Origin of the sequence: Citrobacter sp. Cb031 (assembly GCF_030336725.1) — a bacterium.
Lineage (GTDB): Bacteria > Pseudomonadota > Gammaproteobacteria > Enterobacterales > Enterobacteriaceae > Citrobacter > Citrobacter braakii.
The window spans coordinates 44016-69004 of the sequence record NZ_JAOWDA010000032.1 but is presented as its reverse complement, the minus strand read 5'-3'; the positions used below and the strand labels follow the sequence as shown (position 1 = coordinate 69004).

The window sequence follows — 24989 nt, the reverse complement described above, 5'->3', positions numbered from 1 at the left end:
CCTGCTGTACACTTAACGAATGGTGTTTTGTCAGGGGGAACTTATGCAATCACGTGTTCATGTGTTACATGGCGATATTACGACTGTCGCTGTTGATGTGATTGTCAATGCGGCGAATTCATCGCTACTGGGAGGCGGTGGCGTCGATGGCGCAATCCATCGCGCTGCCGGACCAGCATTGCTGGAGGCCTGCAAACAGGTTATCCAGCAACAAGGAGAATGCCCGACAGGGCATGCGGTGATCACTCTGGCGGGGGCGCTTGCGGCAAAAGCGGTCATTCATACCGTAGGACCCGTCTGGCAAGGGGGAGGTCATCATGAGGCCGAACGCCTCGAAGAAGCTTACTTAAACACCCTGCAACTGGCCCTGGCCAATGGTTATCACTCCATTGCTTTTCCGGCGATTAGCACCGGGGCTTATGGCTATCCACGCGCCGCAGCGGCAGAAATAGCGGTGAAAACGGTGCTGAAATTTATTACCCGCCGCGCACTTCCTGATCAGATATACTTCGTGTGCTTTGATGACGAAAACGCTCAACTTTATAAGAGATTGCTAACACAACAAGGTGATGATCACACGGACTGATATGACGCGACTTGAGCGTGCCATCACGCCCCTTTGCGAAGACCACCCGGGAGAATGCGGCATTCTTGCGTTGGATGACAGCCTGGATGCGTTTGCTGCTCGCTATCGGTTAACGGAAATGGCGGAACGTACCCTGGATGTGCAGTATTACATCTGGGAAAACGACATGTCCGGGCTATTGTTATTTTCCGTTCTGCTGGCCGCAGCGAAGCGAGGCGTACGGGTGCGTTTGCTGCTGGATGATAACAACACGCCGGGTTTGGACGACACGCTGCGTCTGCTGGATAAGCACCCCAATATAGAAGTTCGCCTCTTCAATCCGTTTTCCTTTCGCATCCTGCGCGCGCTGGGCTATTTAACCGATTTTGCCCGGCTTAATCGGCGCATGCACAATAAAAGTTATACCGCTGACGGCGTGGTGACTCTCGTTGGTGGGCGTAATATTGGCGATGCCTATTTTGGCGCGGGTGAGCAACCGCTATTTTCCGACCTGGACGTCATGGCTATCGGGCCGGTTGTCAAAGATGTGGCAGATGATTTTGAGCGTTACTGGCACTGTCGCTCGGTTTCAACGTTACAAAATGTGCTTGAGATGTCTGAGCCAGATTCTGTGCAGCGTATTGAGCTACCCGAATCCTGGTATAACGATGATATTACCCGCCGCTATCTGCATAAGCTGGAAACCAGCCAGTTTATGTCCAGTCTCGATCAAAGATCGCTGCCGCTGATTTGGGCCAAAACGCGTTTGCTGAGCGATGATCCTGCAAAAGGAGAAGGGAAAGCGCCGCGCCACTCGCTATTACCGCAGCGTTTGTTTGACGTAATGGGCTCGCCGACCGAACGTATTGATATTATTTCTGCCTACTTTGTGCCGACGCGTGCCGGTGTGGCGCAGCTCCTGAGACTGGTAAGAAAAGGCGTCAAGATTGCCATCTTAACCAATTCACTGGCGGCGAATGATGTGGCGATCGTCCATGCGGGCTATGCGCGCTGGCGAAAAAAACTGCTGCGCTACGGTGTAGAATTATACGAACTTAAACCGACCCGCGATCGCGTCTCGGTCGTTCACGATCGTGGATTAACCGGGAATTCAGGGTCCAGCCTGCATGCGAAAACGTTCAGTATTGATGATCGCAAAGTGTTTATCGGCTCGCTTAATTTTGATCCTCGTTCGACGCTGCTCAATACGGAAATGGGATTTGTGATTGAGAGTGAAGTGCTGGCCGAATTGATTCATAAACGGTTTATGCAAAGCCAGCGTGATATGGCCTGGCAGCTACGCCTTGACCGTTGGGGAAGAATTAATTGGGTCGACCGACTTTCTGGCAGTGAACAGGTCCTGAAAAAAGAACCCGCCACAGGATTCTGGAAGCGGGTTCTGGTAAAGCTGGCGTCCGTGTTACCCATTGAATGGCTGCTTTGAACCACACAATGATTGAGGGAAAAACTAGCCGGCTACGGCCTTGTTTTTATCCTGCTTAACGGGCGGTTTACCCGAAAAGAGAAACTTCAGCACCGGTATGCGTAAATGGATTTCGTACAGTATTACCGCAATCCCAACCACAAACAGCAGACCGCAGAGAAAACCCAGCAGATTCGACGTGATATGCGGTGTGATGTAAGCGCCAAAAAACAGCGTTAACGGGTGGTGCACCAGATAGATAAACAGCGACGCGTTGACAAAATAGGTCACGCGGGCAGACTGGAAATTAAGCAAACGGTGACCCAACGAAAAGACGACGTTCACCATCCACAGTCCCATGACCATGGTAATGACATATTCGGTTTCATACATCCAGGCATCGCCGTTGCCATAACGCTGATTGAGCAGGTATGCCACAAATGCGAATGCAGCACCGAGCGTGCAACCGCGTGACGGTGTGGTAAACAGCGCTTTCAGATTCGGGTTGATAAACGCCAGTGCGCCGAGGATAAAGAACGGCGCATAGAACAGCGTTTGCATAACGATAAAATTGAACATGCCATCGCTGAGAATCGAAGGGTAGAGGATGAAAATTGTCCTTCTGACGGCAGCGTAACCGACACCTAACAAGATGAAGATCAGCGATAATTTAGTCATCGACACCGCCGGGGCGCTGGCGGCATCACTACGCGTCAGTCTGTTTTTCATCTGGGTGAACATCCACATGCTCACGGTCGTTAATACGACCAGAACCAGTAAAAACCACAGATGGGAAATCAGCTCCCAGGCCAGCGCATTGTATTTATCGTAGCCGCTGAGAGTATGCCAACTGTCTGCTTTTCCCTTTACGTATTGCAGCATGATAAATTGCGGCAGCGTAAGTAATGGAATCGCGGTCAGCATCGGGATCCCCACGCGTTCTACACGCACCTTCCACCAGCGCTTTAGCGGATAGCGCAAAAATAGCATGTAGGAAAAATAACCCGAAATGACAAAGAAGACTTGCATGCGAAAAGCATGGATAAAGTCGTTAAACAGGGTCAACCACCACGACGGTTCAGCACTGTTCACGTGCCAGGTGTGGGTCGAGTAAATCAATGAAATATGGAATGGGATCCCTAACAACATTAGCCAGGCACGGATGGAGTCAAGAAAATATTCGCGTGGTGGTGATACAGAGCTCATAGACAGTTATGTATTCTCAGACTTTTCGTCTTATCCCTAAGACGAATAATGGTTACATTCGAGGGCAACCCTACACGAAGTCCAACAACCTGTCTCCAGGATAAGCACGCAAAGTGAAAACAGGTAGTTGAACCTGATTAAACCATGAGCCAGCGCGCGAACAATACAGGGATTCAGTTGTCGGAATACCCGATTATCCATTAAAATGGATCGGATCAATATAAGCACACAAAGGGGGAAGTGCTTACTAATTATGAAACATAAACTACAAATGATGAAAATGCGTTGGTTGGGTGCAGCAGTTATGTTAACGCTGTACACATCATCGAGCTGGGCGTTCAGCATCGATGATGTTGCAAAACAAGCTCAATCCTTAGCCGGTAAAGGCTATGAGGCGCCAAAAAGTAACTTGCCCTCCGTTTTCCGCGACATGAAATATGCGGATTATCAGCAGATCCAGTTTAACCGCGATAAAGCCTACTGGAGCAATCTCAAGACCCCATTTAAGCTCGAGTTCTACCACCAGGGTATGTACTTCGACACGCCGGTCAAAATCAACGAAGTTACCGCTACAGCGGTGAAAAGAATCAAATACAGCCCGGATTATTTTAATTTTGGCGATGTTCAGCATGATAAAGACACGGTAAAAGATCTCGGTTTCGCCGGGTTCAAAGTGCTGTATCCGATCAACAGCAAAGATAAAAACGACGAAATCGTCAGCATGCTCGGTGCCAGCTATTTCCGTGTTCTGGGGGCAGGGCAGGTCTACGGTCTGTCTGCGCGCGGTCTCGCGATTGATACCGCTCTGCCTTCTGGCGAAGAATTTCCCCGCTTCCGTGAGTTTTGGATCGAGCGTCCGAAACCGACTGACAAACGTTTGACCATTTATGCCTTGCTGGATTCTCCGCGCGCAACCGGAGCGTATCGCTTTGTCATCATTCCGGGTCGTGACACGGTAGTCGATGTTCAGTCCAAAGTTTATCTGCGCGACAAAGTGGGCAAGCTGGGCGTGGCACCGTTAACCAGTATGTTCCTGTACGGACCAAACCAGCCTTCTCCGGCGACCAACTATCGTCCGGAACTGCATGACTCTAACGGTTTGTCGATCCACGCTGGCAACGGCGAGTGGATTTGGCGTCCGCTGAATAACCCGAAACATCTGGCGGTGAGCAGCTTTGCGATGGAAAACCCGCAAGGTTTCGGCTTGCTGCAGCGTGGCCGTCAGTTCTCGCGTTTTGAAGATATCGACGATCGTTACGATCTGCGCCCAAGCGCCTGGATCACGCCAAAAGGTGATTGGGGTAAAGGTAAGATTGAGTTAGTTGAAATCCCAACTAACGATGAAACGAACGATAACATCGTTGCGTACTGGACGCCGGATCAACTGCCTGAAGCCGGCAAAGAGATGAACTTCAAGTACACCCTGACGTTCACGCGTGACGAAGACAAGCTTCATGCCCCTGATAGCGCCTGGGTCCAGCAGACTCGTCGTTCTACCGGTGATGTAAAACAGTCTAATCTCATTCGTCAGCCTGATGGCACTATCGCGTTTGTGGTGGACTTTACCGGCACGGATATGAAAAAGCTGCCGCAGGATACCCCGGTTACCGCACAAACCAGTATTGGCGACAACGGCGAGATCGTTGAAAGTACTGTGCGCTACAACCCGGTAACTAAAGGTTGGCGTTTGGTATTGCGCGTGAAAGTGAAAGATGTGAAGAAAACCACTGAAATGCGTGCTGCCTTGGTCAATGCCGATCAGACGCTGAGTGAAACCTGGAGCTACCAGTTACCTGCCAATGAATAAGACAACTGAGTATATTGACGCAATGCCGCTTTCGGATATCGAAAAAGCGGCACTGCCGAAAACTGACATCCGCGCCGTTCATCAGGCGCTGGATGCCGAGCATCGTACGTACTCGCGCGAAGATGATTCACCGCAGGGTTCGGTGAAAGCTCGCCTGGAGCAGGCGTGGCCTGATTCTCTGGCCAAAGAGCAGTTGGTTAAGGACGATGAGGGGCGCGATCAGCTGCAGGCGATGCCAAAAGCAACGCGTACCTCTATGTTCCCCGATCCCTGGCGTACCAACCCGGTTGGCCGCTTTTGGGATCGCCTGCGCGGGCGCGATGTGACTCCGCGTTATCTTTCGCGTTTGACGAAAGAAGAACAGGAGAGCGAGCAAAAATGGCGTACGGTTGGCACCATCCGCCGCTATACGTTGTTGATCTTAACGCTGGCGCAAACGGTCGTCGCAACCTGGTATATGAAGACGATCCTTCCGTATCAGGGTTGGGCATTCATTAATCCTGTTGACATGATGGGGCAGGATTTATGGGTCTCCTTTATGCAACTGCTGCCCTACATGCTCCAGACCGGCATTCTCATTTTGTTTGCCGTGCTTTTCTGTTGGGTTTCAGCAGGATTCTGGACCGCGTTGATGGGCTTCCTGCAACTGTTGATTGGGCGAGATAAGTACAGTATCTCCGCCTCAACGGTTGGGGACGAACCGTTAAATCCCGAACACCGGACTGCGTTGATTATGCCGATCTGTAACGAGGACGTTGACCGCGTATTCGCGGGACTTCGCGCCACGTGGGAGTCGGTCAAAGCGACGGGCAACGCCGAGCATTTTGATGTTTACATCCTGAGCGACAGTTACAACCCCGATATCTGCGTAGCAGAACAAAAAGCGTGGATGGAGCTGATTGCCGAAGTGCAAGGCGAAGGGCAGATTTTCTACCGTCGTCGTCGTCGTCGCGTGAAGCGTAAAAGCGGCAACATTGATGACTTCTGCCGTCGCTGGGGAAATCAGTACAGCTACATGGTGGTGCTGGACGCTGACTCCGTGATGAGCGGTGACTGTCTGAGCGGACTGGTGCGCCTGATGGAAGCGAATCCAAATGCCGGGATTATCCAGTCTTCACCGAAGGCTTCCGGTATGGATACGCTGTATGCGCGCTGTCAGCAGTTTGCGACCCGTGTTTATGGTCCGTTGTTTACCGCTGGACTTCACTTCTGGCAATTGGGGGAATCGCACTACTGGGGCCATAACGCGATTATTCGCGTGAAGCCGTTTATCGAACACTGTGCGCTTGCGCCGTTACCGGGCGAAGGCTCGTTTGCGGGTTCGATTCTCTCCCATGACTTCGTCGAAGCGGCGTTGATGCGTCGTGCCGGCTGGGGCGTGTGGATTGCTTACGATCTGCCGGGCTCTTATGAAGAGCTACCGCCGAACCTGCTGGATGAACTCAAGCGTGACCGTCGCTGGTGTCATGGCAACCTGATGAACTTCCGTCTGTTCCTGGTGAAGGGGATGCACCCGGTTCACCGTGCGGTGTTCCTGACCGGCGTTATGTCCTATCTGTCCGCGCCGCTGTGGTTTATGTTCCTCGCGTTATCGACCGCATTGCAGGTGGTGCATGCGTTGACGGAACCACAGTACTTCCTGCAACCGCGCCAGCTGTTCCCGGTATGGCCGCAGTGGCGTCCTGAACTGGCGATCGCGCTGTTTGCTTCTACGATGGTGCTGCTGTTCCTGCCGAAGCTGCTGAGTATTTTGCTCATCTGGTGTAAAGGGACGAAAGAGTACGGCGGGTTTATCCGCGTTACGCTGTCGCTGCTGCTGGAGGTTCTGTTCTCCGTGCTGCTGGCGCCGGTGCGTATGCTGTTCCATACCGTCTTCGTCGTGAGCGCCTTCCTCGGTTGGGAAGTGGTGTGGAATTCGCCGCAGCGTGATGACGATTCCACCCCGTGGGGTGAAGCATTTATGCGTCACGGTTCTCAGCTACTGCTGGGGCTGGTCTGGGCGGTAGGTATGGCCTGGCTGGATCTGCGTTTCCTGTTCTGGCTGGCGCCGATTGTCTTCTCGCTGATCCTGTCGCCGTTTGTTTCTGTGATTTCCAGCCGTTCCACGGTTGGGTTACGTACCAAGCGCTGGAAGCTGTTCCTGATCCCGGAAGAGTATTCTCCGCCGCAGGTGCTGGTGGATACGGATACCTACCTGGTGATGAACCGCAATCGTACACTGGACGACGGCTTTATGCATGCGGTGTTTAACCCGTCATTTAACGCACTGGCAACGGCAATGGCGACTGCACGTCACCGCGCGAGTAACGTGCTTGAGATTGCCCGTGACCGCCATGTGGAGCAGGCGCTGAACGAAACGCCGGAGAAACTAAACCGTGACCGCCGTCTGGTGCTGTTGAGCGATCCGGTGACGATGGCGCGTTTGCACTATCGCGTCTGGAATTCACCTGATAAGTATTCTTCGTGGGTGAATTACTACCAGGGACTGACCCTGAATCCGCTGGCGCTCAGGAAAAAATAAGCGTTAAGTAACGTGAAAATACCGGCCTGGTGCCGGTATTTTTTTATACTAAATAAAAGAGCCGTGAGGTATCAGGTGCGAATATTGGCAGTGGCAATCATGGTGTGCTTGCTGAGTGGATGCGGCAGTATTATTAGCCGAACTATCCCAGGGCAAGGGCACGGAAACCAATACTATCCTGGCGTGCAATGGGATGTCCGGGACTCCGCGTGGCGCTACGTCACCATCCTCGACCTGCCATTTTCGCTGGTGTTTGATACTTTGCTGCTCCCGCTCGACATTCACCACGGACCTTACGAGTAGCTATCGCTCATCCCATTCATCGGCCGCGGTCTGACCCTCTTCGGTATCCAGGGGAGGTTCCAGCTGGAATTCACCTTCATCCCATTCGTGAAGCGTGTTTTCTTCCTGCCACTCCTGACGGATCTCAATTTCATCATAGTCGCCATCAAAAACGCTTTGGGCCGCTTCACCACTCAGCATTGGCAGGCATTCACCCTCGCCCTCATCCTCATCAGCAAAGAATTCCGCCTGCCACATAATGTCACCATCCTGTAGCACGTATTTTTGTACGCTTAGCTGTTGAACGCTGGCTTCGTCGGGCTCAAGGTCAGGGTTATCAGCCAGAAATTCTTCACGAGCGGCATCAATGGCTTCTTCCAGCGTGGCATACATGGTCATCAGAGTCTCCCTTTGATTTAATGAAGTATTCAGGGAAATAATAGTTGATTCTCCGATATTGCAAGTATGAATGCACAAAAATCATCCCGTGGCCTCAGTGTTCCGGCGACGGCGCAGACTATTCCACGAGTAGAAAGCGTTAAACAGTACGACGCCCGCGGTCACGCAGAAGACGGCGCGAAAACCGTAGTTGGCGGAAATTGCCGCCCCCATTAACGGTCCCGTTACGTTACCGATATCCCGAAATGACTGGTTATAACTGAAAATACGCCCGGCGATCTGATTGGTTGAGTTATAGACCAGCAGCGTTTGTACTGCCGGGAGCAGAGCCCCATCAGCGGCCCCCAATAAAAAGCGCAGAACGGCAAGTTGCCAGGGCGATTGTACAAACGACATTGGAATAAGCAGCAGCACGGAGATGACCAGAGCAACAATCAGGATCTTCTCCGGGCCAATTCGATCACCTAATTTGCCAAGTCGCGGGGCGCTGATTAACGCAGCCACGCCTGGTACGGAAGCAATCATCCCGCTGATAAAGGCGATGTTACTGACGTTGCCAGCCAGCTCTCGAACGTACAGCGTCAGAATTGGCGCGATGGACCCGGTTGCCACCTGGATTATCAGCGTTGTGACAAACAGGCTCAGCACCAGTTTGGGATTTTTTAACGAGGCCACGACTTCGCGAATGTGCAGCATCTCTTTCTTGCTCACCGGTTGGAAACGTTCGCGAATAAAAAATAGCGTCAGGATAAAACAGAGCAGCAGTACGCTGGCGGTGATGAAAAATACAGGGCGTAGTCCGTACTGATCCGCGAGCAGCCCGCCAGCCAACGGTCCGAGCAACGCGCCGCTGACGCCGCCGGTGGAAAGCGTTCCCAGCGCCCAGCCGCTTTTATTGCGCGGAACCTGGGTGGCGATCAGCGCATTGGCGTTGGGAATGAAACCGCCGAGCAGACCCAACAGGGCGCGCAGGACCAGGAACTGCCAGATATTTTGCGCCAGCCCCATCAGCAGCATCACAATCGCCATACCCAATGCGGAACGCAGCAGCATGATTTTTCGCCCTTTGCGATCGGCAAGGCCACCCCAGAAAGGAGAGGCGATGGCGGAAAAGAGAAAAGTGATGCTGAAGACCAGACCTGACCACATATTCAGGGCGCTATGACCCGTGACGCCGAGGCTCTCGACATAGAGGGGCAAAAAGGGCATAACCAGGCTAAATGCTGCACCGGTTAAAAAACAACCCAACCAGGCAACGGTGAGGTTACGTTTCCAGTTTATGGGAGCATCTGAGGGTGACATAGCGTTCCGCAGTGTGGTGCGCTGTTTGCGCTATCGATTGAATATAAGCAAGCAGGCTAATTATGCGCCTGGTTGATAGTTGCTGCAATGCGGATAGCAGTTAAACCTAAAGCGGGCAGGGAAGGTGTTGCAGTCCACAGGACTGCAACCGTGCTTTAGTACAGGGAAGGTGAACCTTCAGGACGCGTCTTGAAACGACGGTGTAGCCACATGTACTGCTCCGGGGCCATCATGATGCATTGCTCAACAATCTTATTCATCCACGCTGCCGTAGTCTCCGCGTTGTCTAACGGCGGTGAACACTCCGGAGGCAGCATAATCAATTGATAACCTTTACCGTCAGGTTTGCGGCGGGGAACAAACGGTACCAGGCAGGCATTCGACATGCGTGAAAGCATCCAGGTCCCGGAGGTTGTTGCGGCCTGTTCAACAGCAAAAAGCGGGACAAATACGCTGGCGCGGGGACCGTAGTCATGATCCGGCGCGTACCAGACCACTTCGCCTTTTTTCAACGCTTTAATCATTCCTTTCAGGTCTTTACGATCGAGCATGGATTTATTAGAGCGCATACGGCCCCAGGTTTGTAGCCAGTCGAGCAGTGGGTTGTCGTTAGGGCGATATACGCCTATCCCCGGCTCCTGCAAACCAAACTGACGCGCACCCAGTTCAAGGGTCAGAAAGTGCAGACCCACTAACAAAATTCCCCGTTTTTGCGCCTGAACGTCGCGGATATGTTCCATCCCGATAACTTCCGTCCAGCGTGAAATGCGCTTGTCAGACCAAAACCAGGCCATTCCGGTTTCCATCACGCCCATGCCCACGGACTCGAAGTTCTTGATGATCATCTGCTGGCGTTCCTGCTCGCTCATTTGCGGGAAGCACAGTTCCAGATTACGGGAAACAATTTTTGCCCGACGTTTCATCAAACGTAATGCCAGACGACCTAATGCGCAGCCCAACTTGTAAAGAACCGGGTAGGGTAACTGCACGATTAACCAAAGGATGCCAATGCCCAGCCAGGTTAACCAATAACGTGGATGCAGTAACGCAGCCGAAAACTTGGGTAAATTCGTCATGTCTATCCTGTCTTCAAACGACCAATTGCCTGTATTGTCGCATTTTTTCGCGCATATCAAAAATTTGTGACGGGAGAACGGTGATTAAACCAGCAATTGTTGTTGCACTTTTATATTGGAGTAAGAAATGTAGCGTAAAATGTGTGGATGTAAATTGGCGGTGTTTGCTTTATTATGCCGCCGATTTTCATTTTCTCCCTATTTGCAGGATACGTACACCATGCCAGTGTTACACAACCGCATTTCGAACGATGCGCTCAAAGCCAAAATGTTGGCTGAGACCGAGCCGCGCACGACGATCTCATTCTATAAATATTTCACCATCGCCAATCCTCAGCACACGCGTGATGCGCTGTACCAGATGTTCACTGCATTGAGCGTCTTCGGGCGCGTTTATCTTGCCCATGAAGGAATCAATGCGCAAATCAGCGTACCGCAAAGCAACGTCGAGGCATTCCGCCAGCAGCTTTATGCGTTTGATCCCGCATTCGCCGGGTTACGTCTGAATATCGCGCTGGATGATGATGGTAAATCTTTCTGGGTGCTGCGCATGAAAGTGCGTGAACGCATCGTGGCGGATGGCATTGACGATCCGCAATTTGACGCCAGCAACGTAGGTGATTACCTGAAGGCGGCGGAAGTAAACGCCATGCTGGACGATCCTGACGCGGTATTCATTGATATGCGCAACCACTATGAATATGAAGTGGGCCATTTCGAGAATGCGCTAGAAATCCCGGCAGACACGTTCCGCGACCAGTTACCGAAAGCCGTTGAAATGATGCAGGCGCATAAAGATAAAAAAATCGTTATGTATTGCACGGGCGGGATCCGTTGTGAGAAAGCCAGCGCCTGGATGAAACACAACGGATTTAGCAAAGTCTGGCACATTGAGGGGGGTATTATTGAATATGCCCGCAAGGCGCGTGAACAGGGGCTTCCTGTGCGTTTTGTCGGTAAAAATTTCGTTTTTGATGAGCGTATGGGCGAAAGGATTTCTGAAGATGTTATTGCGCATTGTCATCAGTGCGGAACGGCGTGCGACAGCCATACTAATTGCAAAAATGATGGCTGCCATCTGTTGTTTATCCAGTGTCCGGCCTGCGCGCAGAAGTATAACGGCTGCTGTAGCGAGTTGTGTAGCGAAGAGAGTAAGTTGCCGGAAGAAGAGCAACGTCGTCTGCGCGCCGGACGTGAAAATGGCAACAAAATCTTTAATAAGTCACGCGGTCGCCTGAATACCAAACTGGGTATTCCGGACCCTGCGCAATAGTCATCATGCCGGATGGCGGCTTTAGCCCCATCCGGCAACTCATACGTTACTTCTGTTGGACGCCTTCCACTGAGATGATCAGATCGACTTCCTGAGACGCCGGGCCGAGATCGGTGGTGATGTTGAAGTCCTTCAGCTTAATTTTACCTTCTGCTTCAAAACCCGCACGCGTGCCACCCCACGGATCGCCGCCCTGACCGATCAGCTTCGCATCCAGCGTAACCGGTTTGGTGACGCCGTTCAGGGTGAGATTACCGGTGATATCCAGGTCGTTCCCCTCTTTCTTCACGCTGGTAGAGCTAAAGGTCGCCTGCGGGAATTTGGCCACGTTAAGGAAATCTGCGCTGCGCAGGTGCTTGTCGCGTTCGGCGTGATTGGTGTCAACGCTGTTGGTTTTGATGGTGACGTTAACCTTATCGGCTGCGGGATTTTTCTCATCAAAGGTAAAAGTCCCGTCGAAATCTTTAAATGTGCCGTACAGCCAGCTGTAACCCAGGTGCTGAATACGGAAATTAACAAAGGCATGCTGTCCTTCTTTGTCAATTTTGTAATCTGCCGCCACGGCTGACCCGGTGGTGAATAACAGAGAGGCGAGTGTAAGTCCCAGCAGGTTTTTTTTCATTTTAAGCTCCATAGTCAGATGACGATTTTCCCAACATGCGATTCAGGGTATCGTCGTTATCGATAAAGTGATGTTTCAGGGCCATCAGTCCGTGCAGAAGCGATAAAACCACCACAGTCCACGCAAGCCACAGGTGCAGACTACCGGCGAGGTCGGCCTGAGCGCCCGCATTGGCAAGGGTGGCAGGAATGTCGAACCAACCAAATACGCTTATCGCTTTGCCATCAGCGGTGGAAATCAAATACCCGCTGATGACAATAGAAAAGAGCAATGTGTATAGCGCGAGGTGACCCAGTGCCGCCGCGATGCGGGTGAAACGGGAATAACTTGCCAGCGCAGGAGGAGGAGGGGAGATCAACCGCCAGACGACGCGGATAACCAGCCCCATCATAAGCACAACGCCGATGCTTTTATGCAGTTCAGGGGCCTGGTGATACCAGCCGTCGTAATAGCTGAGCGTGACCATCCACAATCCCAGCGCAAACATGCCATATACAGCAATCGCAATCAGCCAGTGCAAAGCGGCAGACACCACGCCATAGCGTTGTGGAGTATTATTGAATTGCATAAGTGCACCGTTAGATATTTCATAAGTGAATGAAAATGGCGCGTAAAAGACATTAATGCAACTAATAAATAATAATAATGGTGATATTTGTTTTTGATTCAATAAAATTGATTGAATTGTGAAGTAATCATCAAGGAATTAGTAGGGGTGGATGACATTAAGGCTTGGTTTCTGGGTGTTTAAGGTATTTTTCTTGTTCAGTTAATTGCAATGAAAATTAAGTTAATATCAGTTTATGTCAATTAGTGTCAGCGTTGCGGGTTCAGAAAAACATAATATATATCACATCCATAATTGCCAGCAGCGACCATAAAATAATGTAGAGCATAAGATGCTCGCGAATATTATTAACCAGATAGTGAAAGATGCGGCGCATCAACGTTATTCCTGTCATTAAAAATGGCCTCACCAACGAGGCCATTCATTTATTATCGCTTAAAACGATTTAGCCTGAAGGGAGTCAGGTCAAAGTCAGACGGTTTGTCCTGGGCGAAGTCTGCCGCAATCTCTCCGAGGACGGAGGCAAACTTAAAGCCATGTCCGCTCAGCCCGGTGATGATCAACGTGTTGTCATGCTCCGGTAGAGTATCAATAATAAAGTCTTCATCTGGTGAGTTATCATAGGTGCAGGACGCACCGTGCAGACAGCAGCCCACGCCTGGCAGAATTGTGCGCAGGAATGGGAAGGCTTCAGAACCATCGCTGGCTACAGCGGCAAACGGCTTGCGCTCTTCTGCCGAATGAATTACCTGTCCGCCATTGTGTTTACCAATTTTTAGCTCGTCGTTTTCTGCCGGGAAACCGTAGAATTGATCGCCATTTGGTAGCTCTCCGGTGAAGGCAGGGAAGTTATTCTTAACGCTGTAACGCCCATCGGCTTGATACCAGGCGAACACTTTGCGTACCGGTTGTATCGGTAGTTCAGGGACTAATGCCTGTACCCAGGTTCCGGCGCTGATCACCGCTTTTTGCGCGTGATAGTCACCATCGGCGGTTTCTACCGTGACGCCATCATCACTATGACGAATTGCGCTGACCGGGCATTTAAATAGCTGCGCACAGCCTGCTTCTTCCGCCAGACGGATCCAGGTTTTAATCGCTAACTCACTACGTAAAAAACCAGACTCCGCTTCAAACAGACCGATATAGTTTTCAGGTACGCGAATCTCTGGCCAGCGCGCCATAATGGCTGCTGCATCCAGTTGTTCAACATTGAGTTGCCACTGTTTTGCGCTTTGCGCCGCGGTCGCTAAGAAGGTTGAATCTGCCGGACCAAGGTTGATGACACCAGAGCGCACAAAAATCGGTTCTTCATTTTGGGTGGATAATTCATCCCATAATGTTTGCGCACGCAGCACCAGCGGAACATATTTTTCACCTTCGCCATAGGCATGACGAATTAATCGAGTGTCGCCGTGGTGGCTGCCCTGCTGATGCGGTGGCATATGCGCATCGATCATCAGAACCTTCAGACCGGCGCGAGTGGCATAGTATCCGGCTGCGGCGCCCACGGAACCGCTGCCAATTATGATTAAGTCGTATTTCATCCGCTTCTCTCTGCAATCGCGATAGTAGCAGGGTAAATAAGTGACCCGGAATATTCAACCTGGAAATAAGAAAGGCACCGGAAAGGTGCCTTTTGATGGTTGGATGTATCAGATTTAATGTCGCTGATACTCATTTACCTGGTAATCGCCGGATTCAATTTTAGCGATTCCTGCTTCTAATATCGAAATAAATTGCCTGGCAACATCAGTGGTTAACCAGAGCGTTTGACCAACTTCAGTCCCATCCGGGTCTGGACGATTCGGGGTCTGGTAGTGCAAACGCAGCATCAGCGCATCGTAGCTATCAACAGTGCTGATGTCCCATCCTACTAACGGATGAGTCTGAATGACTTCATTATTCTTTTCCATCATGCCCCCTAATTCGTGTTACTAGACAACGGTTTTCGAGGTTCAATGCGTTTTTTCTGAAGCAACTTCAGTATATCAATAAATAAGGGTATTCATTGAAAATTTAAAGAGGTAAGCACATAAAATTTTCGTTTTCAGCGTTATCTGACTAACAAACCGACATGTTATTCATTTTTTTTAAGCATGTTGCACAATTATTTTGGTGTTGTGGTTAAAAGATAGCCAGGAATTTATTATTAAAATATCAGTTTGCCAGAAGGAATGAACTATTGATTAAAAGATGGTGTGTATAAAAAAGCCGGGGCGACCCGGCAAACAAACATCACTGCATATCATTATTTATTCATTGATGAACCAGTCATCCGCGCTTTCCCAGGTCTCCTGGAGGATCTCGCTGATGCGTTCTTTATCCTCTTTGGTGGCACCAATAACCGACAGATTGTTTGCGCCGGCATAACGGACGGTAACGTTACCTTCGTTATCCGGAAAATGGTGCTGAATACGGCGGGAGAGTTCACCTGCCAGCGCGTCAATTGCACCAGCAGGTAAAGGTGAAGTTTTGGCAATAGTGACTTCAATACGCATAGTAGCCCCCTGTGGAATATACTGTTTATTTATACAGTTATTCTCACCAGTTGGCTACACTTTTTTTAGCTTTTCACGGACCAGTGTACCGTTTCACCCCCCAGGAAAGGCACCAGCGTATCATCTTGCAGCGCAATGCTCTCCGGGACCTGGTGCTCCACGCGTTCCAGCTCAATAAAGGTTTCATTCACCGACAAACCGTAGAACTGTGGGCCATTAAGTGAGCAGAAGGCTTCAAAATGGTCCAGTGCATTCATCTCTTCAAACACGGTGGCATAACTGCCCAGTGCGGTCGGCGCATTAAAGCAGCCCGCACAGCCACAGCTTGACTCTTTGCGATGACGCGCATGCGGCGCTGAGTCGGTACCGAGGAAGGCGCGGTTAAACCCGCTGGCGACCAGCTCACGCAGCGCCTGTTGATGGACGTTACGTTTGAGGATCGGCAGGCAGTACAGATGAGGGCGAATCCCGCCGACCAGCATGTGGTTGCGGTTAAACATCAGGTGCTGCGGCGTAATGGTCGCCGCCAGAAGGTCATTGCCGTCGCGCACGTATTCGGCAGCATCTTTAGTCGTGATATGTTCAAACACCACTTTCAGCGCAGTTAAGCGCTGACGCAGTGGTTCCATCACCGTTTCAATAAAGCGCGCCTCGCGATCGAAAATATCGATATCCGCATGCGTCACTTCGCCGTGCACCAGCAGAGGCATACCCAATTTTTCCATCCGTTCCAGCACTGGCATGATGGCATCAATAGAGGTTACGCCATGCGTCGAGTTGGTGGTGGCATTGGCCGGATAGAGTTTTGCGGCGGTGAACACGCCTTCGTTGAATCCACGTTCCAGCTCATTGGGATCCAGCGTATCCGTTAAGTAGCAGGTCATTAATGGCGTGAAGTCGTGTCCGGCAGGTACCGCGTCAAGAATTCGCTGGCGGTAAGCGATAGCCGCGTCCACCGTGGTGACGGGCGGAGCCAGGTTCGGCATGACAATGGCGCGGCCATAAACTTCGCTGGTATAGGGCACGACAGTTTTTAACATGTCGCCATCGCGAAAGTGAAGATGCCAGTCGTCTGGGCGGCGGATCTTTAAAACCTGGGATGGTGCAGTCATCAATATGCTCCGGCTGAGGATAGTCTTTTTTGCCGGAAACAAAGGATAAGCGGAAACGTTTTCGTTTGCACGAAAAAAAAGGGCGCATCGGCGCCCTCTGTCATATTAGTCGGTGAACGGGATAATGATTTCTCCCGGTTTCACCTCAATGCCTTTCGCCAGTTTTTTCGCCAGCGCTTCCCCCTGGCTGCTGTCATCCCGCAGAATGTATGCCGGCTGCTGGTTGAAATAGTTGCGCAGCGACTGATTTAAATAAGGCATCAGCGTTTGCAGTACCGACTGCATTTTTTCCGGCGTGACGGTAGCGTCCACGACTTCCATTTCTTGCAGATAAATCGCGCCTTTTTCTTTATTGAAAACCGGTAAGGCTTTTAGCTTCAACTTCATGGTTGCTTTCTGACTGCCAAACAGGGAGTTCATGTCCAGATTGGCGTCTCCGGTCAGCGTCACTTTATTGGGTTCTTCACGGCCTATCTGGCTGGCGAGATTGTTCAGTACGATATGTGCTTCAGCGACGCCAGGCAAACCGATATCTTTTGAAAAGTTATTATTCTTCGCCAGGGCCTGATTAATCTCTTGCTCGCTAACCGTGTATTGCGTGAGTTGATTACAACCAACCAACAGGCCGCTGACAATTAGTGCAGCGGCAAAAAAAAACTTTTTCATGGGGTTCCTCAACATGATGCTTGTGGTGTAATCGTGACACAAAGCATCATCGAGCACCAGCGCTGCGGGTAACAGCAGAAAAAACTGAAAAATGCGCGTACACCAGATTGGCTATCAGGCGTCAGGCTCCAGCATACCACGCGTTGGGCGTTTGAGACTGAATTGCCACCCCAGCGCCAGGAAAGTGATGAAGCCGATAATGCCGAGCATCATCCAGGGCAGCTCCGGTTGTGCCAGGGCTTTACCCATGTCAAACAGCCAGCCGCCGCCGATATAACCAATGGCGCCGCCGATGGCGAGTCCCAGTCGACTGAAACCCATATAGCTTCCCCGGGCCCGTGCATTCGCCAGCGAGGCGCTCAGGGTTTCACGCGCCGGTTCGGCGATGATTGAGCCAATATAGAACGTGCAAATCAGGGTGAACAACTGCTGTAAATTCCCGACCAGGCCGATGGGCATCATGCTTAAAGACATCACCAGCAGACCGGCCATCAGGCGATGCTCAAGGCGAAAGCGTTTTTCACTCCAGCGGGCAATCGGGTAGAGCAACGTTAAAGAGAGGCACGCCTCGATGGCATACATCCATTTCACTGCGGCCGGTGACCCAGCGATGTCGTTTACCATTATTGGCAGCATCAGCATCACTTGTACCGCCAGCATGTAATAGCCCGCCAGCGTCAGCACATAAGTGACAAAGCGCTTGTCATGCATCACATGGCTCATTCCTTCGCGCACCGGAATTTTCACCGTTGACAGCTTCCATGCCGGAAGCAGCCAGGCGTTAAACGCCGCGCACAGAACGAACAAAATTGCGCCGGTGGCACACACCAGACGGAAATCGTATTGCAATAACCAACTGCCGAGCAACGCGCCAACCACTGCCCCGGCGCTATCCTGCATCATCAGAATAGAGAAAAAACGCCCGCGCTTTTCCGGACGGATCAGTTTGACCACCAGCGCCGAGCGGGGAGGGTCGAACAACGTGCCGCCCAGCCCGGAAAGAAAGCAGGAAAACCACAGCAGCCACGGTTCATGGGCCATGCCCATGGTGGCGAATCCGGCAGCGCGCATCAGCATGCCGGTGACGATCATCGGTTTTGCCCCGAAACGGTCAGCAATAGCACCGCCGAAGATACCTAAACCTTGCTGGATAAATTGACGTAATCCTAGCGCGATACCGACCATCACGGCGGCCCAGCCCATTTGATCGACGAAACGAATTGAGATCAGCGGGAAAACGACGAAGAAACCCAGCACGACCAGCATGTTATCGATAAGAAGGAAGTATTTACCCAGGTTCCTTGCCTGCGAGACTTGCGACATTTCCCCTCCAGGGAAAAACTCGTCACTCTGGATAGAGTTTAAAAGATAAGCACCTCCTATTCTGCGGTGTCGTCATCGCTTTTCCCACCCTTCGCGGGACAATATTTTTTTATCAAAAGTCCGTCTTGATAGAGAGTTTTCATCAAAATGTGTGAATAATTCAAAAAATGGCATTTTGCTCTTTTCACAGGGCGTATTTGCGCAGGTATAGTAATGCGAATAGCGTATTGAAGACGTTACGGGAAGGAGTAGGTATAGAATGTTTGGCTATCGCAGTAACGTGCCAAAAGTGCGCTTAACCACGGACCGCCTGGTCGTGCGTTTAGTGCATGAGCGTGATGCCTGGCGTCTGGCAGATTATTACGCAGAAAATCGTCATTTCTTAAAGCCCTGGGAGCCTATTCGCGATGAAAGCCACTGTTATCCATCAGGCTGGCAGGCGCGTCTGAGCATGATCTCTGAGTTTCATAAACAGGGCACCGCTTATTACTTTGCGCTGCTCGATCCGGAAGAAAAAGAGATTATTGGCGTCGCGAACTTCTCGAACGTCGTGCGGGGATCTTTCCACGCCTGTTATCTCGGTTACTCCATTGCGCAGAAGTGGCAGGGGCAGGGGCTGATGTATGAAGCCTTAACCTCGGCCATCCGCTATATGCAGCGCACGCAGCATATTCACCGCATTATGGCTAACTACATGCCACATAATAAACGCAGCGGTGACCTACTGGCGCGACTGGGTTTTGAAAAAGAAGGGTATGCCAAAGACTACCTGCTGATTGACGGGCAGTGGCGCGATCACGTGCTGACGGCGTTGACCACATCAGAATGGACCCCCGGCCGCTAAGTTTCAGATGCAGCCATGATTAATGGAGAAGACGATGAAATACGAATTAACCGCCACCGAAGCACGGGTGATTGGCTGTTTATTAGAAAAACAAGTGACTACACCTGAACAGTATCCGCTCTCCGTTAACGGAGTCGTAACCGCCTGCAATCAAAAAACGAATCGTGAACCCGTGATGAACCTGTCGGAATCCGACGTGCAGGATCAGCTTGATAACCTGGTGAAACGGCATTTCCTGCGTACGGTGAGTGGCTTTGGTAATCGCGTCACGAAATATGAGCAGCGTTTCTGCAACTCTGAGTTTGGTAATCTTAAGCTCAGCGCGGGGGAAGTCGCGCTCATTACCACGCTGTTGCTGCGCGGCGCTCAAACACCAGGTGAACTGCGTAGCCGCGCCTCCCGGATGTACGAATTCAGCGACATGGCCGAAGTAGAGTCGACACTGGAGAAACTGGCAACCCGGGAAGATGGTCCTTATGTCGTTCGCCTGGCGCGTGAGCCGGGCAAACGTGAAAGCCGTTATATGCACCTGTTTTGCGGTGACGTTGATGAAGCGATGACAACGGTAGATGAACTTCCGGCAGCTTCGGGCGATCTACAGGCGCGCGTTGAAGCGCTGGAAACAGACGTCGCGGAGCTTAAGCAACGGCTTGATTCCTTGCTGGCGCACCTGGGAGACTGATGTGAATAAATTACGTATCGGCGTTGTCGGGCTCGGCGGGATTGCGCAAAAGGCCTGGCTGCCCGTGCTGGGCGCTAGTGCAGACTGGACGCTGGAAGGGGCATTTTCACCTTCGCGGGAAAAAGCGCAGCGTATCTGTGATACCTGGCGGATACCCTACGTTGATTCACTGGTTAATCTGGCGCAAACCTGCGATGCGGTTTTCGTCCATTCCAGTACCGCAACGCACTATGCGGTGGTCAGCGAACTGCTGAATGCCGGGGTTCACGTGTGCGTGGATAAACCGCTGGCGGAAAACCTGCGCGAGGCTGAACAATTGGTGGAGCTGGCCGAGCGGAAAAAGCTGACGCTGATGGTGGGGTTTAACCGTCGATTTGCGCCGCTGTATCAGGATCTCAAATCCCAGTTGGGCAATGCGGCGTCCGTACGCATGGATAAGCACCGGACGGACAGCGTCGGGCCGCACGATCTGCGCTTCACTCTACTGGACGACTATCTGCACGTTGTCGATACCGCATTGTGGCTGGCGGGAGAGAAAGCGCAGTTAAATAACGGTACGCTGTTAACCAATGAATCCGGCGCGATGCTCTATGCGGAGCACCATTTTTCTGCCGGGCAAATGCAGATAACGACCAGTATGCATCGCCGCGCCGGTAGCCAGCGCGAGAGCGTGCAGGCGGTGACGGATGGTGGCCTGATTGACGTCACGGATATGCGGGAATGGCGGGAAGAACGCGGGCAAGGAGTGGTGCACAAGCCGGTAGCAGGCTGGCAAACTACCCTGGAACAGCGTGGTTTTGCCGGATGCGCACGTCATTTCATTGAGTGCGTGCAAAATCAGACGGTTCCCCAGACGGCAGGTGAGCAGGCGCTCCTGGCCCAGCGCGTTGTCGAAAAGCTGTGGCGGGAGGCAATGGCTGAATAATCCCCTGTAACATCTGGCGGTAGTAATTCATTGTAATCCAGGTACTATATGCCAACTCAAAAATAACACCTCTTTTCAACCATAGGCTGGTTTGTCGGCCTGATAAGACGCTACGGCGTCGCCATCAGGCACAGCAAAAGTGCCGGATGGCGGCGATCATGCCTTATCCGACCTACGGGCAGGTTTGTCGGGGTTTTGCCTCAGAGTCTGGAATACAACATAGATGAATTTATTAAAGTCGCTGGCAGCCGTCAGCTCGATGACGATGTTTTCACGTGTGCTGGGTTTTGCGCGTGATGCGATTGTCGCCAGAATTTTTGGCGCAGGGATGGCGACTGATGCCTTTTTTGTGGCGTTCAAACTTCCTAACCTGCTGCGCCGAATCTTTGCTGAGGGCGCTTTTTCGCAGGCGTTTGTGCCTATTCTTGCCGAATATAAAAGTAAGCAGGGGGAGGATGCGACCCGCGTCTTTGTCTCTTACGTTTCCGGGCTGTTGACTCTGGCGCTGGCCGTGGTGACGGTCGCCGGGATGCTGGCTGCCCCGTGGGTGATTTTAGTCACCGCGCCTGGGTTTGCCGACACAGCGGACAAATTTGCGCTGACCACTCAACTGCTACGGATCACCTTTCCGTATATTCTGCTGATCTCACTGGCTTCGCTGGTGGGTGCGATCCTGAATACCTGGAATCGCTTTTCCATTCCGGCGTTTGCGCCGACCTTTCTGAATATCAGCATGATCGGTTTCGCGCTGTTTGCTGCGCCTTATTTTCACCCTCCGGTGCTGGCGTTGGCGTGGGCCGTTACCGTTGGCGGCGTGCTACAGCTGATTTATCAGCTTCCGCACCTGAAGAAAATTGGCATGCTGGTGCTGCCGCGCGTGAACTTCCGTGATGCGGGGGCGATGCGCGTCGTCAAGCAAATGGGCCCGGCGATCCTTGGGGTATCTGTCAGCCAGATTTCACTGATCATCAATACGATTTTCGCTTCGTTTCTGGCCTCTGGCTCAGTGTCATGGATGTATTATGCTGACCGTCTGATGGAGTTTCCGTCTGGCGTACTTGGTGTCGCGTTGGGGACTATCCTGCTGCCCTCGCTATCCAAAAGTTTTTCCAGCGGTAATCATGATGAGTATTGCCGTCTGATGGACTGGGGCCTGCGTTTGTGTTTTCTGTTGGCATTACCGAGCGCCGTGGCGTTGGGGATTCTGGCCAAACCGCTGACGGTTTCTCTGTTCCAGTACGGTAAATTTACCGCCTTTGACGCAGCGATGACGCAGCGCGCGCTGGTGGCATATTCGGTAGGTTTGATTGGCTTGATCGTGGTGAAAGTGTTGGCCCCTGGTTTTTATTCGCGCCAGGATATTAAAACGCCAGTCAAGATTGCCATTGTCACGCTGATTATGACCCAGGTAATGAACCTGGCATTTATTGGGCCGCTGAAACATGCAGGGCTGTCGCTGTCGATTGGTCTGGCGGCGTGTCTGAACGCTTCACTGCTGTACTGGCAACTGCGTAAACAGAAAATTTTTACCCCACAACCGGGTTGGGCCTGGTTCCTGGCGCGACTGGTGATTTCTGTGCTGGTGATGTCGGCGGCGCTGGTTGGGATGCTCTACATCATGCCGGACTGGTCGCAGGGAACGATGTTATGGCGTCTGCTGCGTCTGATGGCCGTTGTGGTGGCCGGTATTGCTGCTTACTTCGCTGCGCTCGCGGTGCTGGGCTTTAAAGTGAAAGAGTTTGTGCGCCGGACGGCGTAACAGATTAATGCCGGATGGCGGCATGACGCCGTATCCGGCCTACAAAACGCGTAGGCCTGATAAGCAAAACGTTATCAGGCTAGCATCAGATAGAGAATTTTTTCCCGCCGCGGTGCGCAGCAGAGGTTTGACCGTTTGCGCCATACAGCGCCGGTTCCTGGTGCGGTTTCAGCACTTGAATCGCTTGTTGATTGCGCTCGATCTGCCCTTCCAGCAGCCAACCGTTGTGCTGGTTGAGTTCGCGTAGGTCCTGTGTTTTTCGGGTAATGGTCTGCCAACGCTCGGCAATTTCATCATTGGCGCTGCGCGTGGCGTCATGCTCCAGACGGCGCTGCTGCTCCAGGTAATCAAGGGTTGCCAGCAAAGAGCTTTTTTCTTCTGTAATACGCTGTAGCTGGCTGCCGTTAATATATCCTGCGGAAAGCTGCTGCTGTTCAGCATCCATTACCGTTTTCAGGTCATTGAGGACGGTCGTCATCTGGTCAAGTATTTCTGACAAACGAGTCATACTTTATTTACTCTGTAAGTAGCTCTGCGCCTCGCGGATCAGCGAGTCGGCAATTTTTCCGGTGTCCATTTTCAGCTCGCCATTACGGATTGCGGTTTTGAGTGCTTCCACGCGTTCCATATTGATGTCATTGGTGCCGGGCTGCATCAGTTTGGCCTGGGCGTCGCTCAGCATGACGCTGGTGCTGGTGGTGGCGGTGGTTTTTTCCTTCCGCGTTTTTTGTACCGGCGCATCGCTGGTTTCACGTGGCTGAACGGTACTTACTGGCTTCAATGGTGAGGTACGATCAATGCTCATTTTGTTTATCCTCATCGAGGGGTTACGCTATAGCGGCCCGCTGTAATCATTGGTTGTTTATCTATCGGCACACGCTAAAAAATCTTTAACCTATTATAGGTTAATAAGAATATTCCCATCAGAATCGACGACACCGCTCACCACCTGGCCTGAAATCATCCGTACTCGGGCATTCTGGGCGACGGCGGCATTGTTCAGCGCTTTACCTTCGGCATTCACCCGAAAGCCATCTCCGTTGGCAATAACCAGGACGCGCTGACCGGCCTTGATTCGCCATGCCTGGCGCAACATGGAAAGCTGTATCGGCTGACCTGGCACCAGATCGCGCAAGCTTACGGCATCCTGCACCTGATTCATATCCAGCACGGCGCGCGGAGGGAGTTGGTCCAGTCGACCTCGTTTTAGCGTTACGCTGGCCGAAGTCAGGGCGCTACCCCGAGCGACGGGCGCGGCGGCAACAACGTAGTTTCCCGTGGCCTGCACGTTCACCTGCAGATAACGTTTCTCGTTGGCGCAGCGCGCCAGCACGTTCACATTACCCCACAATTTTGCACTCCCGGACACGCTTAATGCTGGTTGTTCGCAGCTCGGCAATAAGTTTGGCGACGTTCGGATAGTAACGACGACCTCATCGCTAAATCCGGCCAGTCGCTGGGAAAACCATGCCGTCAGCTGTGAATTCAGGTCTTGCGCCAGCGTCATAGGACTGAACAGCAGTGCTGCCACGACGACTCCACGTTTAAACGTTTGCATCAAAACCTCGCGCTTTTTCAGGTAGTGACAGGATTCTACCTGTGTGACGCAGTCATCAACGCAACAAATAGCGACGCATTTTGCGTTTATTCCGGCGATAACGCGCGCGTAATGGGATTTAAGCTGTCGGCTGAATTTTGTCATTTGCGGAGGAGATATGCTCGATAAGCTCGACGCCGCCTTACGTTTTCAACAGGAAGCGCTGAATTTGCGCGCCCAACGCCAGGAAGTATTGGCGGCCAACATAGCCAATGCCGACACGCCGGGGTATCAGGCGCGCGACCTGGATTTCGCCAGTGAATTAAAAAAAGTCATGGTGCGAGGACGGGAAGAAACCGGCGGTGTCTCGTTGACGCTGACCTCTGCACAACACATTCCGGCCCAGACCGTTTCCGCTCCTTCTACGGAACTGCTCTACCGCATTCCTGATCAGCCGTCTCTCGATGGCAACACGGTAGATATGGACCGGGAGCGTACGCAATTTGCAGACAACAGCCTCAAGTATCAAATGGGGCTGACCGCGTTGGGTGGACAAATCAAAGGCATGATGAACGTGCTGCAAGGAGGGAACTAAT

Annotated in this window: 27 protein-coding genes; 11 read left to right on the top strand and 16 right to left on the bottom strand. The window is 52.0% G+C overall.

Translation table 11 applies throughout. The features are described 5' to 3' along the window. Positions 1–43 precede the first annotated feature (43 nt). Positions 44–586, top strand: a complete 543-nt coding sequence (gene ymdB / locus OGV93_RS13510) for an O-acetyl-ADP-ribose deacetylase (protein WP_016156177.1) — start codon at positions 44–46, stop codon at positions 584–586. After that, positions 570–2009, top strand: coding sequence for a phospholipase D family protein (locus tag OGV93_RS13505; RefSeq protein ID WP_152903216.1), 1440 nt, complete (start codon positions 570–572; stop codon positions 2007–2009). The genes ymdB and OGV93_RS13505 overlap by 17 nt, the downstream gene beginning before the upstream one ends. Before the next feature lie 24 nt (positions 2010–2033). Here OGV93_RS13505 and mdoC read toward each other — a convergent pair whose 3' ends face one another. Then, positions 2034–3194, bottom strand: a complete 1161-nt coding sequence (mdoC, locus tag OGV93_RS13500; protein WP_101699916.1) for a glucans biosynthesis protein MdoC — start codon at positions 3192–3194, stop codon at positions 2034–2036. A 271-nt stretch (positions 3195–3465) separates the two neighbouring features. Here mdoC and mdoG point away from each other — a divergent pair, with 271 nt between their 5' ends. The 3 genes from mdoG (at position 3466) to OGV93_RS13485 (ending at position 7825) form a co-directional block, all read left to right on the top strand. After that, on the top strand, positions 3466–5001 hold the full coding sequence (gene mdoG / locus OGV93_RS13495; protein ID WP_085951042.1) for a glucans biosynthesis protein MdoG: 1536 nt from the start codon (positions 3466–3468) through the stop codon (positions 4999–5001). After that, complete coding sequence (mdoH, locus tag OGV93_RS13490; protein ID WP_019076449.1) at positions 4994–7522, top strand: glucans biosynthesis glucosyltransferase MdoH; 2529 nt, start codon at positions 4994–4996, stop codon at positions 7520–7522. The genes mdoG and mdoH overlap by 8 nt, the downstream gene beginning before the upstream one ends. A 75-nt stretch (positions 7523–7597) precedes the next feature. Then, positions 7598–7825: a YceK/YidQ family lipoprotein gene (locus tag OGV93_RS13485; RefSeq protein WP_016152609.1), complete on the top strand. Its 228-nt coding sequence runs from the start codon at positions 7598–7600 to the stop codon at positions 7823–7825. Here the strand turns inward: OGV93_RS13485 and OGV93_RS13480 are convergent, their stop codons facing one another. The 3 genes from OGV93_RS13480 to OGV93_RS13470 all read right to left on the bottom strand — a co-directional run bounded on the left by OGV93_RS13480 (position 7826) and on the right by OGV93_RS13470 (position 10581). Further along, positions 7826–8203 (bottom strand): MysB family protein, encoded by a 378-nt coding sequence (locus OGV93_RS13480; protein ID WP_016152610.1) that lies wholly within the window; start codon positions 8201–8203, stop codon positions 7826–7828. A gap of 81 nt (positions 8204–8284) precedes the next feature. Next, positions 8285–9505 carry a multidrug efflux MFS transporter MdtG gene (gene mdtG / locus OGV93_RS13475; protein WP_016156180.1) on the bottom strand — a complete coding sequence of 407 codons (1221 nt, stop codon included), beginning with the start codon at positions 9503–9505 and terminating at the stop codon, positions 8285–8287. A gap of 155 nt (positions 9506–9660) precedes the next feature. Further along, entirely contained in the window at positions 9661–10581 is a 921-nt protein-coding gene (locus tag OGV93_RS13470) for a Kdo(2)-lipid IV(A) acyltransferase (protein ID WP_016152612.1), read from the bottom strand. A gap of 220 nt (positions 10582–10801) precedes the next feature. On the opposite strand from OGV93_RS13470, the gene trhO reads away from it, so the two are divergent. Next, complete coding sequence (gene trhO / locus OGV93_RS13465; protein ID WP_016156181.1) at positions 10802–11854, top strand: oxygen-dependent tRNA uridine(34) hydroxylase TrhO; 1053 nt, start codon at positions 10802–10804, stop codon at positions 11852–11854. Positions 11855–11900: 46 nt separating this feature from the next. Here trhO and OGV93_RS13460 read toward each other — a convergent pair whose 3' ends face one another. From OGV93_RS13460 to mdtH, 9 genes are all read right to left on the bottom strand, one after another. Then, positions 11901–12476, bottom strand: a complete 576-nt coding sequence (locus OGV93_RS13460; protein WP_047359340.1) for a YceI family protein — start codon at positions 12474–12476, stop codon at positions 11901–11903. A gap of 1 nt (position 12477) precedes the next feature. Next, entirely contained in the window at positions 12478–13044 is a 567-nt protein-coding gene (locus OGV93_RS13455) for a cytochrome b (protein ID WP_016152615.1), read from the bottom strand. Positions 13045–13306: 262 nt separating this feature from the next. Continuing rightward, positions 13307–13420 carry a YceO family protein gene (locus OGV93_RS13450; RefSeq protein WP_003036148.1) on the bottom strand — a complete coding sequence of 38 codons (114 nt, stop codon included), beginning with the start codon at positions 13418–13420 and terminating at the stop codon, positions 13307–13309. 52 nt (positions 13421–13472) lie between these two features. Further along, a complete protein-coding gene (gene solA / locus OGV93_RS13445) occupies positions 13473–14591 on the bottom strand; it encodes an N-methyl-L-tryptophan oxidase (protein WP_049269882.1) in 1119 nt (372 codons plus the stop codon). Between the two features lie 114 nt (positions 14592–14705). After that, positions 14706–14960, bottom strand: coding sequence for a biofilm formation regulator BssS (bssS, locus tag OGV93_RS13440; protein WP_003036154.1), 255 nt, complete (start codon positions 14958–14960; stop codon positions 14706–14708). Positions 14961–15299: 339 nt separating this feature from the next. Then, the gene (dinI, locus tag OGV93_RS13435; RefSeq protein ID WP_003036157.1) at positions 15300–15545 is read right to left on the bottom strand and encodes a DNA damage-inducible protein I; all 246 of its coding nucleotides are present in this window, start codon (positions 15543–15545) and stop codon (positions 15300–15302) included. A 65-nt stretch (positions 15546–15610) separates the two neighbouring features. After that, positions 15611–16657 (bottom strand): dihydroorotase, encoded by a 1047-nt coding sequence (gene pyrC / locus OGV93_RS13430; RefSeq protein ID WP_137381091.1) that lies wholly within the window; start codon positions 16655–16657, stop codon positions 15611–15613. Between the two features lie 105 nt (positions 16658–16762). Then, positions 16763–17323: a lipoprotein gene (locus OGV93_RS13425; RefSeq protein ID WP_016152618.1), complete on the bottom strand. Its 561-nt coding sequence runs from the start codon at positions 17321–17323 to the stop codon at positions 16763–16765. 114 nt (positions 17324–17437) lie between these two features. Next, complete coding sequence (mdtH, locus tag OGV93_RS13420) at positions 17438–18646, bottom strand: multidrug efflux MFS transporter MdtH (protein WP_287109615.1); 1209 nt, start codon at positions 18644–18646, stop codon at positions 17438–17440. 259 nt (positions 18647–18905) lie between these two features. On the opposite strand from mdtH, the gene rimJ reads away from it, so the two are divergent. The 4 genes from rimJ to murJ all read left to right on the top strand — a co-directional run bounded on the left by rimJ (position 18906) and on the right by murJ (position 22856). Continuing rightward, positions 18906–19490: a ribosomal protein S5-alanine N-acetyltransferase gene (gene rimJ, locus OGV93_RS13415; protein ID WP_006685101.1), complete on the top strand. Its 585-nt coding sequence runs from the start codon at positions 18906–18908 to the stop codon at positions 19488–19490. A gap of 34 nt (positions 19491–19524) precedes the next feature. Next, positions 19525–20172 carry a YceH family protein gene (locus tag OGV93_RS13410; protein WP_049040969.1) on the top strand — a complete coding sequence of 216 codons (648 nt, stop codon included), beginning with the start codon at positions 19525–19527 and terminating at the stop codon, positions 20170–20172. 1 nt (position 20173) lies between these two features. After that, complete coding sequence (locus tag OGV93_RS13405; protein ID WP_049282342.1) at positions 20174–21097, top strand: Gfo/Idh/MocA family protein; 924 nt, start codon at positions 20174–20176, stop codon at positions 21095–21097. A 223-nt stretch (positions 21098–21320) separates the two neighbouring features. Further along, entirely contained in the window at positions 21321–22856 is a 1536-nt protein-coding gene (gene murJ / locus OGV93_RS13400) for a murein biosynthesis integral membrane protein MurJ (protein ID WP_016152622.1), read from the top strand. 85 nt (positions 22857–22941) lie between these two features. On the opposite strand, the gene flgN is transcribed toward murJ, so the two are convergent. The 3 genes from flgN to flgA all read right to left on the bottom strand — a co-directional run bounded on the left by flgN (position 22942) and on the right by flgA (position 24414). Continuing rightward, complete coding sequence (gene flgN, locus OGV93_RS13395; RefSeq protein ID WP_016152623.1) at positions 22942–23364, bottom strand: flagella biosynthesis chaperone FlgN; 423 nt, start codon at positions 23362–23364, stop codon at positions 22942–22944. Between the two features lie 3 nt (positions 23365–23367). Next, positions 23368–23661 (bottom strand): flagellar biosynthesis anti-sigma factor FlgM, encoded by a 294-nt coding sequence (flgM, locus tag OGV93_RS13390; protein ID WP_016152624.1) that lies wholly within the window; start codon positions 23659–23661, stop codon positions 23368–23370. Between the two features lie 93 nt (positions 23662–23754). After that, positions 23755–24414 carry a flagellar basal body P-ring formation chaperone FlgA gene (gene flgA / locus OGV93_RS13385; RefSeq protein ID WP_016156187.1) on the bottom strand — a complete coding sequence of 220 codons (660 nt, stop codon included), beginning with the start codon at positions 24412–24414 and terminating at the stop codon, positions 23755–23757. Between the two features lie 157 nt (positions 24415–24571). Here flgA and flgB point away from each other — a divergent pair, with 157 nt between their 5' ends. Then, entirely contained in the window at positions 24572–24988 is a 417-nt protein-coding gene (gene flgB, locus OGV93_RS13380) for a flagellar basal body rod protein FlgB (protein WP_016152626.1), read from the top strand. Position 24989: the final 1 nt, after the last annotated feature.